General features: G+C 36.9%; 14 protein-coding genes. 3 read left to right on the forward strand and 11 right to left on the reverse strand.

Annotation, left to right across the window (positions count from 1 at the left end; genetic code table 11):
- Positions 1–3 precede the first annotated feature (3 nt).
- From AC2G3J_RS12935 to cxpE, 6 genes are all read right to left on the reverse strand, one after another.
- A complete protein-coding gene (locus AC2G3J_RS12935; protein WP_419328929.1) occupies positions 4–1128 on the reverse strand; it encodes a toxic anion resistance protein in 1125 nt (374 codons plus the stop codon).
- Between the two features lie 9 nt (positions 1129–1137).
- Positions 1138–1920, reverse strand: coding sequence for a tellurium resistance protein (locus tag AC2G3J_RS12940; RefSeq protein ID WP_336954717.1), 783 nt, complete (start codon positions 1918–1920; stop codon positions 1138–1140).
- A 209-nt stretch (positions 1921–2129) separates the two neighbouring features.
- Entirely contained in the window at positions 2130–4571 is a 2442-nt protein-coding gene (locus tag AC2G3J_RS12945; RefSeq protein WP_419820639.1) for a CSLREA domain-containing protein, read from the reverse strand.
- A gap of 10 nt (positions 4572–4581) precedes the next feature.
- The gene (rbtA, locus tag AC2G3J_RS12950; protein ID WP_419328926.1) at positions 4582–6393 is read right to left on the reverse strand and encodes a rhombotarget A; all 1812 of its coding nucleotides are present in this window, start codon (positions 6391–6393) and stop codon (positions 4582–4584) included.
- A gap of 170 nt (positions 6394–6563) precedes the next feature.
- Positions 6564–7271 (reverse strand): DnaA regulatory inactivator Hda, encoded by a 708-nt coding sequence (gene hda, locus AC2G3J_RS12955; RefSeq protein ID WP_336954720.1) that lies wholly within the window; start codon positions 7269–7271, stop codon positions 6564–6566.
- A gap of 15 nt (positions 7272–7286) precedes the next feature.
- Positions 7287–8489, reverse strand: a complete 1203-nt coding sequence (cxpE, locus tag AC2G3J_RS12960; protein ID WP_336954722.1) for a chloramphenicol efflux transporter CxpE — start codon at positions 8487–8489, stop codon at positions 7287–7289.
- Positions 8490–8624: 135 nt separating this feature from the next.
- On the opposite strand from cxpE, the gene purM reads away from it, so the two are divergent.
- Both purM and purN read left to right on the forward strand, forming a co-directional pair.
- Positions 8625–9695 carry a phosphoribosylformylglycinamidine cyclo-ligase gene (purM, locus tag AC2G3J_RS12965; protein WP_336954723.1) on the forward strand — a complete coding sequence of 357 codons (1071 nt, stop codon included), beginning with the start codon at positions 8625–8627 and terminating at the stop codon, positions 9693–9695.
- Between the two features lie 9 nt (positions 9696–9704).
- On the forward strand, positions 9705–10337 hold the full coding sequence (gene purN / locus AC2G3J_RS12970) for a phosphoribosylglycinamide formyltransferase (RefSeq protein WP_336954724.1): 633 nt from the start codon (positions 9705–9707) through the stop codon (positions 10335–10337).
- A 687-nt stretch (positions 10338–11024) separates the two neighbouring features.
- Here purN and AC2G3J_RS12975 read toward each other — a convergent pair.
- Together AC2G3J_RS12975 and sppA are read right to left on the reverse strand one after the other, a co-directional pair.
- Complete coding sequence (locus tag AC2G3J_RS12975; protein ID WP_483770093.1) at positions 11025–11837, reverse strand: alpha/beta fold hydrolase; 813 nt, start codon at positions 11835–11837, stop codon at positions 11025–11027.
- A gap of 329 nt (positions 11838–12166) precedes the next feature.
- Positions 12167–13198 (reverse strand): signal peptide peptidase SppA, encoded by a 1032-nt coding sequence (sppA, locus tag AC2G3J_RS12980; RefSeq protein WP_419328865.1) that lies wholly within the window; start codon positions 13196–13198, stop codon positions 12167–12169.
- 137 nt (positions 13199–13335) lie between these two features.
- Between sppA and AC2G3J_RS12985 the strand changes: the two genes are divergently transcribed.
- Entirely contained in the window at positions 13336–14286 is a 951-nt protein-coding gene (locus AC2G3J_RS12985) for a lysophospholipid acyltransferase family protein (protein ID WP_336954760.1), read from the forward strand.
- Here the strand turns inward: AC2G3J_RS12985 and AC2G3J_RS12990 are convergent.
- From AC2G3J_RS12990 to AC2G3J_RS13000, 3 genes are all read right to left on the reverse strand, one after another.
- Positions 14245–16719 carry a DNA internalization-related competence protein ComEC/Rec2 gene (locus AC2G3J_RS12990; protein ID WP_419330735.1) on the reverse strand — a complete coding sequence of 825 codons (2475 nt, stop codon included), beginning with the start codon at positions 16717–16719 and terminating at the stop codon, positions 14245–14247. The two genes, AC2G3J_RS12985 and AC2G3J_RS12990, sit on opposite strands and share 42 nt — an antisense overlap.
- 114 nt (positions 16720–16833) lie before the next feature.
- The gene (lolD, locus tag AC2G3J_RS12995) at positions 16834–17532 is read right to left on the reverse strand and encodes a lipoprotein-releasing ABC transporter ATP-binding protein LolD (RefSeq protein WP_336954759.1); all 699 of its coding nucleotides are present in this window, start codon (positions 17530–17532) and stop codon (positions 16834–16836) included.
- Entirely contained in the window at positions 17525–18760 is a 1236-nt protein-coding gene (locus tag AC2G3J_RS13000) for a lipoprotein-releasing ABC transporter permease subunit (protein ID WP_336954758.1), read from the reverse strand. Before AC2G3J_RS13000 ends, lolD begins: the two co-directional genes overlap by 8 nt.
- Between the last annotated feature and the right edge of the window lie 7 nt (positions 18761–18767).

Genomic DNA, 18767 nt, shown 5'->3' on the forward strand with positions numbered 1-18767 from the left:
GGCTTAGGATTGATGCGTACTGGTATCTAATACCAACTGTTGCAAATTCGATTGAAGCGCTTTAATCCGAGTCGAAGCCTCTTCACGTTTTTGCATACCCTCTTTCTGAATTTGAATAACATCATTTACAGTTTTAATCAGGGTATTTTGAACATGTTCAAGCGTTTCAATATCAATCACTGAACGTTGATTGGCTTTGGCAGTATCCACAGAATTTTGATGAAGTAAATCTGCATTGCGTTTTAATAGCTCATTGGTTGCATCATCAATCGTGTTGGCAAGCTGCACACTATTTCGTTGTTCATTTAAAGAAATCGCTAAGCTGATCTGGTTTTTCCATGCAGGTAAAGTAATATTTTTTATGGCATAAAATTTATCGACCAACATCATATTATTGGATTGAATAATACGAATCATCGGTAAGGTTTGCATTGCAGATTGTTGCAAGACTTGTAAATCACTCACCCGCTTTTCTAGATTGTTGGCTAAATGGTTAAGGTCATAAACACGCTGATTGATTTTAGGATCTTGCTCTTGCTGAGATAAAGTCGCAATTTCTTGCTGCACTTCTACTTGCTTAATTCGACCTGCGGCAATATAAACACCCAGCTGTCGATATTCCTCTTGAACACCATTAAACATACGATCTAATGTTTCTACCCGTGCTTTTAAACCTGTTTGTGATGTTTCAATTTCTTTGACCAATGAATCTATTTGCTCTTTGGTGGTATTAAAATGTTGATCGAAACTTTGTTTAGCACCTTTAAACTTACTGAGTATGCTTCCAATAAATCCTGAATTTTTTGATTGATTTAAAATACTCGATGTATTCAATTGCTGAGCAACTTGAACGACTTCATTTAATTTTTGCCCAGTGACATCTAAGTCTTTATTTTTGACTAAGTTGAGTAATTCATCAGTATATGAAGATGTTTTGGTCGCAATATTTTTACCGTATTCAGCAACGGAAGCATGATTAATATTGGCCAAGTCTTTATGCGCATTTACAACCTCATTAAAATCTTCAGTATTTAAACCTATTTCTTTCAAATTCAATTGTTCAAACTTTTGTAATTCCAATGGCGTATTGGATTGTGCGCTTAATGCTTGATAATTCGAATCGCTCATACATGTATCCTATTTATTTTCTAATGATTTCTTTAATGATTGAATTAATTTATCACGACTTTTATCAAGTTCTTCCGTCATTGTAAAAGAATTCTGGGTACTGCTCTGTTTTACATGATACTGCCATGCAGGAATCAGAACATTTTGGGCTTCATTAAATCGATCAAGTAAGCTCAAGGAAAGCTGTTGTGTTAACTGCATTTGTGCTAACGCAATATCATTACTGGATTGTAGCGTTTGTAACGTGTTGACTTTTTTAGACAGCCGATCAGAAAAATTATCTAAAGGATGGCGATGGTGTATAAAATCAGGATATTCATGTAAAAATTCCTGAGCGGCGCGAATATATTTCGCCATTTGCTCTCTTAAGCCATTGGCTTGTTGAAATCTTGCTTCCGACTTTTGAATTTCCACTTGTAATCTTTGACTCAAATGCTTTGCTTCATCAATTAAACTTTCTAATTCATGTAAATATTTGACTTGTCCAACGCTAAACTCTAAATCTAAACCTAACCATTTTTGTATAGCATTAAATTTACGTTGATTGAGTTTTTTTTTGGATGTAGATAATTGATGAATGATTTGTGCAATAATTTGACTCAGTTTTTGCGTTAAACTTGGATCAATAGCTTTTAACAGAACCGATTGTGCTTGAATTAACTGATCAGCATATAAATTCAGTCGTGTTTGATTGTCGAGTAATGGAACCAAATCATTTCTTTTAATCGAAAGTAATTCATCAGAACTACATGGGATCTTTTCAAGGGGTGTAAGTACAGTAAATTGTTTCATATCAGTTCAAAATGAATAACTTTTCAATGATTTAAGGGAAATCAATTAACAAACCCTTCCTACTTAAAACTTATAATACAAATTATGAAGAAAGCCTATATAAATAGCAAAAAACATACAGATACAAAAAAACCAGTTTCTAAAAACTGGTTTTTTTGTATACACTAAGTTGTAAAATTCATTAATTTGCCAGTTTATTTATTTGCCTATTATTGCTTTGGTTGTCTATTTGTTTGATAGCGGCGATATCCTGTCAACCCTAACAGTCCAAGAAGACTGAGCCAACCCAATGCACCACCACCACTTGTACGCGTACTTCCGGGCGCTGTACCTGAGTTTTCTAATTTTACCGTCGCAGTATTGGAAATTACACCATCTGCATCATACACATAGTAGGTAAATTTGTAGCTAAATGGGTCCAATGTGTTTCTGAGTTGGATATGAATTTTGCCACCATAGCAGGTATATTTACTATCAACACCTGGGCAAGGACCACTACGATCTGCAGTAATAACTATTGGGTCAATATTTGTACCTATTCGGATAGGTAATTCAACACCATCTGCATTGATATAAAATTTTGGTTTATTGGGTTTTGCAGTTAAAGCTGCTGCATTACCATCACCATCATCATTGGCATATTGGAGTAAATCCACATCAATTGCTTTAGTTGAACCATATTCAACTTTAAAACTACTATCCTCTACGATGGGTGCAATGTTAGCAAAGGTTCCAATCACATAAGCTGAAGATGTAATATTTGGTTCAGATTTTAACTGTAGTTGATAACTACAGAATTCATTATCACCTGATGGGGTTATGCTGTCGTCTATACGCCATAACATAATTCTTTTTAAGTTGGCATTCCATTCACACTTAAAGTTTGGATCTTCCTTACCCGCAAAGACCTTATCGCTATTCAATAAACCCACACCAAGTGGCTTAACAATCACATCATAATTGTCAACGCTTAGATGTTTTACAACCCTAATATCTTTGCCATCCTGCCCTTTAGTAATGATTTCTGCTGGCAGATTGGCAGCAAAAGGGTCAACAAAGATGGTGCGATATTTCTGATCTGATTTGGTGTATTTTATTAGATTACTATATAACTCTGATTGAAATTTATAAAAAGGAATAAAGTCTTGGTTGGTTGCTGGGTCAGCAATCAACTTATTATAATTATCCAATATGTTCTGATAATTGCTAAGTGCAGCAACCACTGATGCATTGGTCGAGCTTAAGTTATTTGCTGTAAGACGTAAAACCTCTGTAGAACCGATATCACATGAGTTCGCTACATCATTTTGACCATTAGAGTTTTCCGCAACCACTCGGGTGACACCTCGCTGATCAGATCCACTACACCCAGTATAACCAATATCAACTAAATCTTTATCTGTGCCTAAGTTTTTAGGGAAATACATCGGCATAAAACCAGTGGATTCACTCGGTTGCTCTAAGTCATTTAAAATAGATGAGAACTCAATATTACTTACATCAAATGAATGGTCTTTACCCTCTTTAGTCACTGCCTCTGCAACTTCACACTGATCATTACCAGCAGTAAGCTTTAAAGCATTATAGCCCAGCACTACACCTGAGCCTTCAACTTTACTGACATCACCATCTGCATAACGACAAGATTTCCCATTATTATAAGCCAGTATATTATTGCTTAAAGTTTTTAAACCATTGTATCCATATAGTAGTGTTGCCCAAGCATCATTCTTTACAATAGTATTGCTGAGCAGTGATAAAGAAGAACTATCACTAAAATTAACCTTTCCTTGTGGTGTTAATTGGCTAAATTGAATGATGCTCCCTTGACTCATACTTGCAGTATTCTTTGTCAATGTATTTGCAGTAAATGTCACAGAAGGCTGTCCACAAAAACTAAACATACTTAAGCTATTTGCAGATCCATTATTAATGAAAGTTGTGCCATTCACTGCGATACTTCGTGTTGTAAAAACCAAATTATCAGAGCATGTCATTCCAAGTACACTACCTTGATCAGCTTTATTTGCGTCAAACACGCCATAGTTGACTGTAAGTGAACTTGAAGCATCATTTAGATAAATTGCACCACCAGTTTTCGCATTTGAATTGATAATTGTTACATTGGTTAAGGTTGTTGCACCGCCTGCATAAATCGCTCCGCCCACGCTGCTATTGGTGTCATTCAAGCTAGAGCCATCTTTTAAAATCACATCTTTCAGCGTTAAACTTGGCTTATTTTCATAAATGGTATTGAAAATACGCGAGGTCCCTTGGCCTGAAATTGTAGTTTTTAATGGCGTTGAAGCAGGGAAATTATTAGTTAATACATCTGGCCGACTATAATCACCAGGTTCTTTACCAACAATGGAAATATCTGAATTAGGTCTTAACTCTTTCGTCAGCTTATATTCACCCGCTTCTAATTGAATCACATTGGGCACTGTCGAATAAACTTGTCCTGCACTGCAACCACCATAAGCTTTATGTGTAGCAGCAGCTCGTAAGGCTTCTCTGATTGAACACTTGTCAGGATTTGTTCCATCCTCATCTTCAAAGGTAGTCACATAAATTGTTTTATCTTCTGCCGCCATCAGAGACATGGTCGACAAAATAACAAGTGTTAGAAATCCCTTTTTATAATTTTTCATATCCGATCCTTTACTTATATTTTATCCGTCGATAGCCTGCTAAACCGACCAGTCCAATGATTGAAAGAAACCCTAAACTTCCACCTGAAGTCTTTACTTTAGAGTTCTTAAAATCATCTGGCTTTCTTTGTACAATTCGTGCGGGGATCGTAATATAAGGATTATCTGATTTATTAAAACTTGTGGTTGAGGTCACCACATTGATTTTAAATTCATCTGAACCTTGCCAACGACTATTTGGGGTATACACAATATCACCAGCCTGGTTTATCGACATTGTTCCTTTAGATGGGGTATTTGTTTGGATGACTTTTAAACAGCCAATTTGCCAAGGCTTACCATTGTCATCCAACTCTCGATTAAAAATCTGCTTACACTTTTCAACACTAACCAACTCACCATCTTGTAATTGATCTGCGATTGAAAACTTAGCTGTTTCACCATATAAAATATCTTGCCCCACAGTTGTAACATCTGTGGTGTTAATCACCAATTCAATCGCACCACGATCACATAATTGTGAATTAACATCTCGATTTTTACCACGCTGATCAACTGATGAACATGCCAATATTTTATCTTGTACTTCTGGACCATGGTTAATAATCAGTGAATCTTCAGCTGAATTATAACTTGCTAAAATTCTTGGTAAAAAATAACCTAAAGCTACAGTAGGTGCCTCTGTAAATGGACATAAAATTCCATCGGTACTATAGTCACACTTGCCTTCCGTGGTATTCCCAGCAATTAGTTGTACATTGCCTAATGCTGTAGATTTAAAACCACTACAGCCTGATGAATAGAGGTTATTACTGATCTGTTCCGCTTCTCCGCCAGCCACAATCGTACAATCTTGTGTACCATTTTTAGCAATAATACTATTTGCAACATAACCTTTCTTTTGGGGCGCGTTTACAATAAGTCCCATAGTATTGAGAATCATGGTGACATTGTTGATTTGCATGGCATCGTAAATCTTGACTACATAGCCTTTATTGCTAAAGATCGTACTATTCATAATTCCAAAAGGAATTGAGGAGCCAATTGTTTTTAAAGCCTCTTCTGAAAATTGATTTTTTGTTTCAAAATTTGAACTTGCTGAATTTGTAACTTCATTATCTCGAATTAATGACTGTGTAATAACAAATGTTGGTAGTTCGGTATAAACAACACCTCCTTCTACTGCTGTATTACCTTTCATTAAGGTCTTGTTTATAGAAACAGAACTTAATGAAGTATTCGCAACATACACACCCGCATTGTAAATTGCGCCACCTTGTCTTGCATGACCATTTAAAAGCTGGCTATTACTTATACCTAAAGACTCTTTGTTATAGATTAAACCACCTTGATCAGCACATACCGCTTCATTACACCCTTTTAAGGTAATTTCATTAAATGAAACTTTGAGCATTGCAGGTGGTGTCTCTACTGCCGAATCTATGATTTTTTCAATCTGAAATAAACGTTCTTTTCCAACCATTTTAATAATGGCATTGTTTTTACCTATAAGCGTTTGTGTATTATTTACGTTGCTTTCATAAGTCGAACCAAACGTCACATCTTTGAGTATCCTGATTTGGCTATTCAGTGAATACTCTTTATTCCCTTGTAATATGATATTTGCAGTAACCTCTTTACCACCACCACAACCATTATAGCCAGCCTCAGGCATTCCCTGATTGACATATTCGACTGCTTCTCTTAATGAACACTGATCATCAGCTTTTACAATATCATCTGTCGTTGTCACAGTAATATTTGCACTAAATGCTTGACCGGTAATACATAATAATCCTAAGCCTATGCCCCGTTTGAGCATTATAGTCTCCTTGATTTCTTTTAATTATTTCTTATTAGCCAGCATTACGCTTTGCTATCAGTCCTTTTTGCGTACTTTGTCACACGCGATAAAAATTCTCAAGAATTTTTATCGATGAATCGATTAACTTCATCTATTTGTGTTACGCGCACTCAACAACAGTAAAAAAACTATTGTCTATATTCATCAATCAATGCATAGATCTGTCTTAAGGTTGCGTGAGATAATTTAGTTTTCTCACCCTTCAATAACTTTTCTAGCTGTTCAACAGATTGAAGTAGTGTACTCGTTTGATGTGGGCCATGTAATAGCAAATATTCCGTTATTTGTGGGTCAAAATGTACACCCCGACGTTCTAAGACTGAATGCAATAAAGCATGCCGATCAGCATAGGAGTGCCCACTGGGTACTTTTACACTGACAGCCTGTGTAAGTCGAGATTGTAGGTCAGGGAGTTCTAATTTTAATTCAATAGGCGCAAATCGTGATGAAAATACCAACTGCCCGCCATCTTCATTATTATTATTAATAAGATGGAATACCGCTTTTTGCCAATGCGGTACGCCACTAATTGCTTCAATATCATCTAAGGCAACTAAGTCATAGCTTTCTAAGGATGTGATCGCTTCTATAGGCGCATCTAACAATTCCAATAAAGATACTTTTATCGCAGATTTACCAATTTCTAAATAAGAATCACAAATCGCAGTGAGTAAATGGCTTTTACCAGTTCCAGCGCTACCATAGATATAGAAACGATTCATCAGGCCTGCATGAAGCTGACGCACAGCATCAATTACAGGTCCCCAACCTGGTCCAGAAAAATCACTAATTCTGGCATCCAGTTGTGGTTCTATATCCAACTGCAATTGACGCATATATTCAAATCATTCCTAAAGTGGATTTTGATCATTTTTAATCGATTGATCAGTATCTTGCGTGTTTTTAACTTCAATATCAAGATCAACTTGGTCGCTTTCGACTGAAATTGTTTCAGTGGTACCATGATTTTGTACAGTCACCAAAGTATCATTGGCCTTAAAAAACTGACTTTCTTGATATAACTCTTTGAGATGCTTGAGTAAAACCACGATAACAGCTGCAACTGGAAGTGCAATCAACATTCCAACAAATCCCCCCAACTGCGCACCTGCAAGTACTGCGAATACTACGGCTACAGGAGATAAACCAATTTTATCACCCAATAAGAAAGGTTGAAGGATATATCCCTCTATGAGTTGCCCTACACCAAATACAGCTAAAACCATCAATAAATGCTTTGGATCTAGACCAAACTGGAAAAAACAGGCAATGACAGCAGCTATAATACCAACACCAAAGCCAAGATAAGGAATAATACTGCACAATCCTGCGATCATACCAATAATTAATCCAACTTCTAGACCAACCAATTGCAAGCCCACAGCATAGACAATTCCCAATAAAATCATCACAAGGAATTGCCCTTTGACAAAAGCACCTAAAACACTATGGCATTCACCAACAATTTTAAGCACATTACTTTCATATTGGCGTGGGATAAAACTTTTTAAATGCTCCAACATCCGATTCCAATCAAGTAAGAAATAGAACGCAATAATTGGAATTAAAACAATTGTTCCACCGATCGAAATAAAACTCAGTCCAGATTGGGCAATTTTTAATGCCATCGATTGGATACTATCCGCACTATAGTTGGTCTGAACATACTCCATCACTACTTTAGATATTTGATCTGTATCCAACTCCATATGTTCAACATTGAAATTGTTCGATAACCACGGTAAAAAAGTAGAATTCACCCAATGGATTCCCGCGGGAATACTGTCACGCGCATAGATTAATTGTTTCCAAACCAAGGGTACAACAAACCAAGTCGCCCAAGTCAGTAATACACCTATTCCAATAAATACCACTGAAATAGATAACCACCTTGGCAAAAATTTAGACAGCTTATCTACCACTGGACTAAATAAATAGGCAACGAGAAAAGCTGCGACAAAAGGAATCACTACGGGTTTTAATAAATATAAAATCCATAAAACTAAAGCAATTCCAGCAAGGATAAAAATTCGTTTTAAAGTCCGATCGTGCATTGAATCACGCCTATTTCAAATTTATTCGTTATAGAGGGGAAAATATTTTAATAAAGATAGCATTTTAGTGCAGAAATAACATAAGAGTTTCGTATATTCGGGTATAATCCCCGCGCGAATGCGGAGACTTCAATTATGAGCAACTCAACTTCTACCCCAAACACTGGTTTAAGCTATAAAGACGCTGGTGTCGATATTGAAGCGGGCGACGCACTTGTCGATCGAATCAAATCTGTCGCTAAACGTACCACACGCCCTGAAGTGATGGGTGGTTTAGGCGGCTTCGGTGCACTTTGCAGAATCCCTAAAGGTTATGAAGAACCTGTTCTTGTATCTGGTACAGATGGTGTCGGTACAAAATTACGTTTAGCATTGAACTTAAACCGTCATGACACAATTGGTCAAGATTTGGTTGCAATGTGTGTAAACGATCTTCTTGTATGTGGTGCTGAACCTCTATTCTTCCTCGATTATTATGCAACTGGACATTTAAATGTTGATGTTGCTGCAAATGTTGTGACTGGGATAGGTAAAGGTTGTGAACTTGCAGGCTGCGCATTGGTCGGTGGTGAAACTGCTGAAATGCCAGGGATGTATGAAGGTGAAGACTATGACTTAGCAGGTTTTTCTGTGGGTGTGGTTGAAGCAAGTAAAATCATTGATGGTTCTAAAGTAAAAGCAGGTGATGTTCTCATCGGTTTAGCATCTTCTGGTGCACACTCAAACGGTTACTCTTTACTTCGTAAAATCTTAGACGTGAAAAACGTTGATTTAACTCAGATAGTAGATGGTCGTCCGCTTGCAGATGTTGCAATGGAACCAACACGTATTTATGTAAAACCAGTACTTGAGCTATGCAAACAAGTTGATGTTCATGCAATGGCACATATCACAGGTGGTGGTTTACCAGGCAATCTACCTCGCGTACTTCCAAATGGTGCTCAAGCTGTGATTAATGAATCATCGTGGGAATGGCCTGAATTGTTCAAACTTTTACAACGTGAAGGTGCTGTAGAACAATTTGAAATGTACCGTACATTTAACTGTGGTGTGGGTATGGTCATTGCAGTTGACGTTGCTGATGCTGACAAAACCATTGAAGTTTTAACTGCTCAAGGCGAAAAAGCATGGACCATTGGTCATATCCAAGAAAATGCTGCTTCAATTGAAGGCGCAGACGAAAAAATTCGTGTGATTTTTGCATAAGCTCCCCACATGATTAAAATTGCTGTACTCGTTTCAGGCAATGGAAGCAACCTTCAAGCCTTGATTGATGCCAATCTTTCAGGGCAAATCGTGGGGGTTATTTCCAACAAACCTGAAGCATTTGCCATAGAACGTGCTACAAAAGCAGGCATTGCAACGACTGTGATTGAGCATAAACACTACCCTAATCGTGAAGCTTTTGATGATGTTATGCATCAACAATTACAGGATTGGAATGTTGACTTAGTCATTCTTGCTGGTTTTATGCGAATTCTCAGTGCAAAGTTTGTGCAAGCATGGGAAGGAAAAATGGTGAATATCCACCCTTCTCTATTGCCAAATTACAAAGGCATGCATACTCATCAACGTGTTTTAAATACAGGTGATGTTTTGCATGGCTGTACTGTGCATTTTGTTACTGCTGAATTAGACGCTGGTCAAGCTTTGACTCAGGGTATTTTAAAAGTTACTTTGCATGATACTGTGCAATCGCTTGCAGCACGAGTCCATGTACTTGAGCATTTAATTTATCCTCAAGCGGTTGAATGGATCTGTAATGGCACCATTCAACACTTGGAAAATGGTCAGGTTTTATATAAGGGACAAGCACTTAAACAGCCAATTCAATTTTGCCAACTTTAAGATTTGCTTGATTTAAAATACTGTCAAAAAATGCATCTAAGGATGCATTTTTTATATCTAATATAAAATTCGCCCATTTAGTGACCTTAGATAACAATAGGTTTATAGCAAAGTCGCTTGAACTGCTACATTTTACATAAAAAGATTGAAATCAATTTATGGGAAAAACAGCGGACTTTTTAACGATAGGCCGTAACAAAAACCTTTACTTATAATCAAATCTCCTACTTATTCATACAAGTGATTTCCATCAATTTATTGATCATAAATGTAGCCTATATTTTTGTTTGAACTTATAGAAACTATTGGTTATCAAACCATTTTTTGTACTTTTCAATCCTAGATGGTTGTCCTATCGCAGGAAGACAGGGATGTCGTCCAATGTGTGTAAGAATGTGGGGTACAGGACATACCCCTCGTCCAACTGAAGATTTTTGTCTTCTTTTCATCTGAGCAAGAACAAAGCACTGGTTTTTGTCGTGCAAAAATGAGGCAGCGCCTACGCAAAGATATTTAAACTTTGAATGTAAGATTTTGTATTGCAAACTTTTTACAATCAAATAATTTATCTTTCCATATAATAGATTTAATTAAAAATATTAATTAAATCTATTATATTCTTGTGTCCGAGTTTTTTGACAGGTTGACTATAGAGAGAGGTACAATCTGTAACCCATTCAACACTGATTAATGGGTATTAGATAAATTTTGTTGAATCAACTTTTTAATTAAGTTAACAGTTTCAACTGGATGTTCTAAAGGAAACATATGTCCTCCAGCCGTCAGAGTAAAAGGAATATTAAATTTCTTTTTGGTAATTTGTGGAAATTTACGTTTTAGAAAAGGGCTCTCAGAACCAATAACTAAATCTATTGGAACTTGTGGTTGTGGATGAGGTAACCACCAATAAGAAGGACCAGTTCTAAAAATTGCAACTTCAACATCCTTAGGAATGGTCAAAGTCACGCCACCACGAACATGATCTTCTGTTAGCGCATAATCGATATAAGCCTTAAAACAATCTGCGTCAAAATGCTGATAAAACCCCTTTGGACGTAACAACTCTGCGGCTTGTTGACGCGATTCCCAATGATCTCGACGACGTAAGCTGAGGTGAGCTGGTGTCATCGCATCGATTTTTTGAGGATAAAATTTCTTTGCAAGATTAAAGACAAAGGATGCGGTTCCCATAATCAATGGAGGATCCAATAAAATTGCTTGTTCAAATAAATCTGGACGTTTAAACGACGCTAAAAAAGTTGCAACAGCGCCTAATGAATGACCTAAGCCTATGACTTTACGTCCATTAGATTGTTGCACAATACTATCAATCACTTGATCTGCAAAATTCGACCAATTGTTATCAATAGGATAACGTTGATCTGTGCCTAATAAAGAAACATAAATCACATCATATTGATCTTTCAATAAATCAAATAGTTTCATATAGACTTTAGATGGCACACCATTGGCATGGGCAAAATGAATAACAGGTTTCATGTGAGATAGACTAACCATGTCTTGTGTTACGCTCTGAATATGACGAATTGCAAATACTGTAGCTGATAAATTGGATTCAGTTAAATATTTTAAGTGAACTCACTGCTATTGTTTTACAATAAGCGATATCATTCAAATGACTTAAACAGGTTTAAACCAGCTAAAATGGCATAAAGTAAGAAGAAAATAGAGCTTTAGAATCGTGTTGGACTTATTTTTTCATCTTCTTTTTTCATCTTCTTTTTTCATATTTTTGTTTTTTATCCTGTATGGCTCAGTAAAGAACAAGAATACAATATATTGTTCTTTACTGATCTACCAGACTTGAACTATTGCATTTTCACATCTTGATTCATACCAAGTTTCTGGCTCACGGCTGTACCTAAACCATGACCCATTTCTGAACCTAAACGGCCTAGAACTGAGTCAAATGGGCTACGTTCAACCGTATAATTAACTGTCTTTTTCACTTTTAATTCGCGTTTTAATGTTTCCATATTCCCTGCTTTATCTGCGATACCCAATTTAATTGCTTGGTCACCCGTCCAGAATAAACCAGAGAAGATCGCTGGATCTTGCGATTTCAGCTTTTCACCACGACCTTTTTTCACAGCATCGATAAAGTGATCATGTACATTGTCCAATAAAGCTTGAATATGCGCACGTTGTTCTGGATTAATCGGTTTCGTCATACTCAGTATGTCTTTATTACTTCCCGAAGTCATCGTTCGGTCTTCAACACCTAATTTTTGCGCTAAACCATTTACCCCATAGTTCGGCATAATCACACCAATTGATCCCACCAAACTCGATGGATTTACCCAAATTTCGTCTGCTGCTGATGCAATATAATAAGCACCTGAAGCTCCCATATCACCAATCACAGCATATACTTTTTTCTCTGGATTTTGTTTTTTGAGGTACTGAATCTCTTGCCAAATATCATCAGACTGAACTGGTGATCCACCTGGGGAATTCACATTCAATACTACAGCTTGAGCAGACTTTGCTTGAAATGCTTTCTTTAATGATTTAATCGTATCGGTACTATTTACACCTTGACTACTTGAATCAATTGTACCAACGATATTGACAACCCCTAAATGATTCTCTGAAGTTATTGTTCCATCATCTGACCCTGATAATGAACAACTCTTACCCAGTGCAACTAAGACAAAGAGAATATAAAGAAAAGTGAGTATTTTAAAAAAGATCCCCCAGCGACGAGTACGGCGTTGCTCTTCAACTGAAGCAAGAACAGCTTTCTCTAAGATCTTCCATTCCTGTCCTGTAGGCTGTTGACCCGCAGAGGAATTCAAATTTGTATTGTCATTTTGAGGTTTCGGCGGCCAATCTGACATTTATACCATCCAAATTAATTATTCATGCTTCATTATATACACGGAATCCGTATAATCTATTTAATCATTACGATTTAACTTATAATAATTTGCTAAATCTCACTATTACTTAACCTGCGCTTTAATTTTAGATCCGGATGACTGATAAAACCTCAACTTCGCGACTTCTCAATTTTTTCAGTCGACTGCCGATCCCAATCGCACGTTTTATCGCGCGCATTTTGGCTGGACTTGTCAACTTATTACGTATCACCAAAACCTCTGAAACCATTCGTTTAAATATTGAAATTTGCTTTCCAGACCTAGATAAATCCAAACGCGAAAGAATTACAGAGCATGCAATTCGCAATGAATTACAGTCTTATATGGAGTTTTTTACGGTTTGGGGAAGTTCAAATCAAGTAAATATCGACCGTATTCACCATATTGAAGGTGAGCACCATTTCCATGAAGCAATTGCGGAAAAAAAAGGCCTTGTACTGGTCGTGCCTCATTTCGGTACTTGGGAAATTATGAACGCATGGTTTGCCCAATATACGCAAATGACCATTATGTATGAACCAATTAAAGATGAAAGTGCAGATCGTTTCGTACGTGCTGCGCGAGGTCGCGAAAATGCCACACTGGTTCCAACAGATGAATCTGGCGTCCGGCAAATATTTAGAGCTTTAAAACAAGGAGGTACCACCGTTATTTTGCCTGACCATTCGCCACATCAAGGGGGAGAACTTATTGAGTATTTTGGGATTCCACTCTTTTCAAGTAATTTAAGTGCAAAGCTGATCCAAAAGACCAAATCCAAAGCACTCTTGCTATATGCTATTAGAAACGAAAATCAGGGTTTTGATATGGTCGTTCAACCTATTGATGAAAATATCTATCAGGTCGATGCAAATCAGGGCACACATATTATTTACACTGCGCTCGAAAAATTAATCTGCCAATACCCAGAACATTATCACTGGAGTTATAAACGTTTTAAAGCTCACCCAAAACTAAAACAGATTTATAATGTTCCCAATAAAGAAGCGATGGAAATGATCAATTCAATCCGCAATGAGACGATCATGGGAAGCGAGCCACTTTAAGTTTTGCCGATAACCTATCAACTCCATCTGCCCTTGCGAATTTAGCTTAAATTGAATAGAACCTTGTTCAATAGTGGTTTTGACTGGAATATTCAAAGCCTCTAGCCGTTTCAATACAATCGGATGTGGATGACCATAGCGATTGGCATATCCAGCCGATACAATCGCAAGTTTAGGTTGTAATTGCTTTAAAAAGTCGTATGAAGAACTATTTTTGCTACCATGATGACCTAGCACTAAGACATCTACTTTTAAATCTGGATATTGTGCTAATAGATTATATTCCGTTTCCCACCCAGCATCCCCCATCAATAAAAAATTTTGATGTGATTTCGACTGAGGAACTTGAATATAAATGATGCATGAGAGTCCATTTCTGTCATACCGAGCTTTGCTTAGGCTATTTTTAGCAGGCGCCAAAACAGAAATCCGAACATCTTCATATTGCCAATATTGCCCTTGATGACAATACTCAAATTTATGCTGATTAAGCAGCTCATCTATTTCATTTGAATAAACTTTGTCAATTTTGACGACCTTCTCTATTTCTGCAAATGCACCACTATGGTCTTGATCTAAATGGGTCAGAATCACTTGATCCAATTGAGCAATGCCTTGTCGCATAAGATATGGAATAATGACTTTTTTACCAATACTGAATTGCTCTTCATCAAATGTGCCACCTGTATCAATCAGCATTTTATGTTCAGGCAAATTTAAAAAAATTGCCTGTCCTTGCCCAACATCTATGACATCAAGTTGGAATCTTGAAGAATTTTTATGTGATATTACTAACGGTGCTAAGCAGAGTATTGCCCAAAATTTGGGAAGCACACCTTTGGGCAGAAAGATAATAAACACAGTCAAAGCAATGCAAATAATTTGCAAAGAATTGAATGCCCACCAATTCAATTTAAAATTGAGAAACTGATCCAACTTTTCCAGTAAATACAACAATATAGACAAAAAAATATCAGAAACTTTAAAGAGTACTCCACCTAAAGGATCAAAAAGTATACTCATGCATGCCGCCATGACTTCAATAGGAACAATTATTGCACCAATCATTGGAATTGCGATCAAATTGCTCAAGGGTGTGATCCATGAAAATTGTTGAAATATCCACAGCACCACTGGTAATAATGCAATAAATATTTTCCATTGCGAATCAATTAATACTCGTATAAATAGTTTAGTCTTAGTTTTCCATGTCTCTACAGTTTGATTCGAATGTTGCTGAACAGTCTGATAGACACGAATCAAAATAAAACATGAACCAAAGGATAACCAAAAAGCAGAAGATAGAATACTAAAAGGATCAATTACTAATAAAATACTGGCTGTCAATAATAGATGCTTAAGAGGTTGAATTTTTTGCTTGAATAAAATTATAAAAATCAAAATTGTGACTGTCAGCATGGTTCTTAACGCGGGAATTTCAAAACCAACAAAAGCGCTATAAAACACCACACAGGCTAAAAAAGGAAAGATCAATAAATAAGGTTGTGGAATTCTCAAAAAAATCTGTGGATAAGCTTTTTTAATGATTGAATTAAACAAAAAACAAAACAAACTTGCAAAAATTAATACGTGCGGTCCAGAGATTGCAAGTAAATGAGAGATGCCCAATTTTTTAAATAACTCATGTGTTTCATTCGCCAATAAGCTTTCATCACCGGTTAATAAGGCCAAGAGCAATCCCTTATTATGTAATGATGAAACTGCAATCCAATGGCGAAATTTTAGACGTAACTTTTCGATACTGAGTTGAGCTCTATATAGCAAGGTATTCTGTTGACGAATAAAGGATGTATAACCCAACTGTTTCACTTGAATTTCATCGATATGTTCAAATGAGTGAGCCTTGAATACACCGAGAATGTTTTGTTGTAGAAACCATTTTTCTTTATCAAAAGCACCAGCGACAGCATAACCGTGAATTGGTTTGATTTGCCCTCTTACTCGATAATATTGGCCTAGTTGGATCATTTCAGACTGTGAATCATCCAGATACATTAACATTTGTGTGGCTTGTTTTAGTCCGAGTAACAATACTTTTTGTTGAATACGCTGTTGAGTACGGGGGAGTTGGGAACTAAAGGATGAGTTGGTTTGCTTAATCGTATTTATGCTAGAAATATAAATAATTTTTTCAATTTGATGAGCTGATGTATCACGTAAGCTTAATCTTTTTTCGAGTGCTGAATCTGCATAATGCCAACCGATTAGACCACATGATATACCGACTAAGCTTAAATAGATCAGTTTAAATACCAAGGAATTAATCAATCTATACTTCGACCGATAAAATTTAAATAGCAAAAGACTTAAGGCTAAGCTAATCCATACCAAGAGAGTTAAAGAAGCTGGTGAATGGTATCCCATAAAAGAGATACCCAATATCCATCCAATTAAAGCAATATATATATACATAGTTTTTCTATTTATTGTTTTCAGTGTTTTATTGATTAAGCCCAATCAGTTATTGGGCTTAAGTTTAAAAAATATACCTCACTTTAGAATGATATCATCAAATGAGTGCTAAAATTAGCCATCAATCCAGACACCATCTTGCATATGTAGGATTTTATCTGCTGATTTTGCCAGTTGCTCATCGTGCGTCACAATCAACATTGCCATATTGAACTCCTCACGTAAATCACGCAGTAATTCAAAAATAGATTTTGCTGTTTTGCGATCTAGATTCCCTGTCGGCTCATCGGCTAACATTAACTTCGGTTGTGTCACCAAAGCACGTGCTAAAGCTACACGTTGACGTTCACCACCTGATAACTCACCAGGTTGATGCGTTAAACGATGCGATAATCCAACACGTTCAAGTAAATATTCAGCACGTTCTTTAACCTTTTTATACTCCGCATCTTTTCTTAACATCAACGGCATTGCGACATTTTCAAGTGCAGTAAATTCAGGCAATAAATGATGAAACTGATAGACAAAGCCTAAATGTTCATTACGTAAAAAACCACGTTCAGCTTCACCCAAGTTATCAAAACGTCTGCCATTTAAATTTACCAGACCTTGGGTAGGGCGATCTAGCCCTCCCAAAATATGTAATAGCGTACTTTTACCTGACCCACTTGAACCCACAATGGAGACAAACTCACCTTGCGCTACTTGTAAGGATAAGCCTGTAATCACGTCTACATGTGACTTACCATCAGTAAACGATTTATAGATATTTTGTGCCTCTAAAACCACTGGACTTTGTGTAGCACTATTCATAACGAAGCGCCTCCGCAGGCTGAATTTTAGCTGCTCGCAATGCTGGGTAAATGGTTGCAATAAAGCTGAGGCCCAAGGACAAGCTCACAATCACCACGACATCTTGCCATCTTAAATAAGAAGGTAAGTAGTTGATAAAATAAGCATCGAATAAATGTAATCCAAATGCAGTATTCAACCAGCCAATAAAGTTACTAATTCCTAAGGCAGAGATAATCCCCAAGATTGCACCAGCGACAGTTCCAACCACACCAATCACAGTACCTTGCACCATAAAAATGCGGGTAATTGTTGCAGGTGATGCGCCTAATGTTCTCAAAATTGCGATGTCTGATTTTTTATCCGTCACAACCATGACCAATGAAGAGACAATATTAAATGCAGCAACAAGTACGATTAGGAATAACAATAGACTGACCATTGCCTTTTCCATTTGGATTGCGCTGAATAAATTACCATGCGTATAGGTCCAATCTGAGGCATAGAAACCGTTTGGTAACTCACGAACAATTTCATTGGCAACCTGTGGCGCTTGGAAAATATCATCCAGTTTCATACGCACACCTTGCGCACCGTCAGGTAGACGTAATAGCGTAGATGCATCATTGAGTGCGATGTAACCTAAACTCGAATCAACTTCCGCACCTATACTAAAAATACCCACAATTTTAAAACGTTTAAAACGTGGCACAACCCCTGCTGGCGAAGGGGTTGCTTCAGGTAAAACCAAGGTGACATTGTCATTTAGACCAAGGCCTAACGCATCAGTCATTTGTTTGCCTAGAACAATGCCATATTCACCTTTTTTTAGTTGATCTATGCTACCTTCCACCATATGATTTTGGATAATTGAAACCTTCTTTTCATATTGAGGTTCAATACCAGTCACCATGATGCCGGCGACCTGTCCTTGTGCAGTAAGCATACCTTGTAGTTGGGTAAATGGAGCAACACCAGTCACATGCTTATGTTGTTCAATTTTCTTTGCAAGTACAGGCCAGTCTGTTAGAATTTGTGTTGAAGAAACAGTGGCTTGAGGTATCATACCTAAAACACGGTTCTTTAACTCTCGGTCAAAACCATTCATAACAGATAAAACTGTAATCAGTACAGCAACCCCTAAGGTTAGACCGATCATGGAAACCAAAGCGATAAAAGAAATAAAGTGATTACTACGCCGTGCGCGAGTGTATCTCAACCCTATATACAGCGAGATTGGTTTAAACATACCATTC

The sequence above is a fragment of the Acinetobacter legionensis genome, from assembly GCF_057165765.1.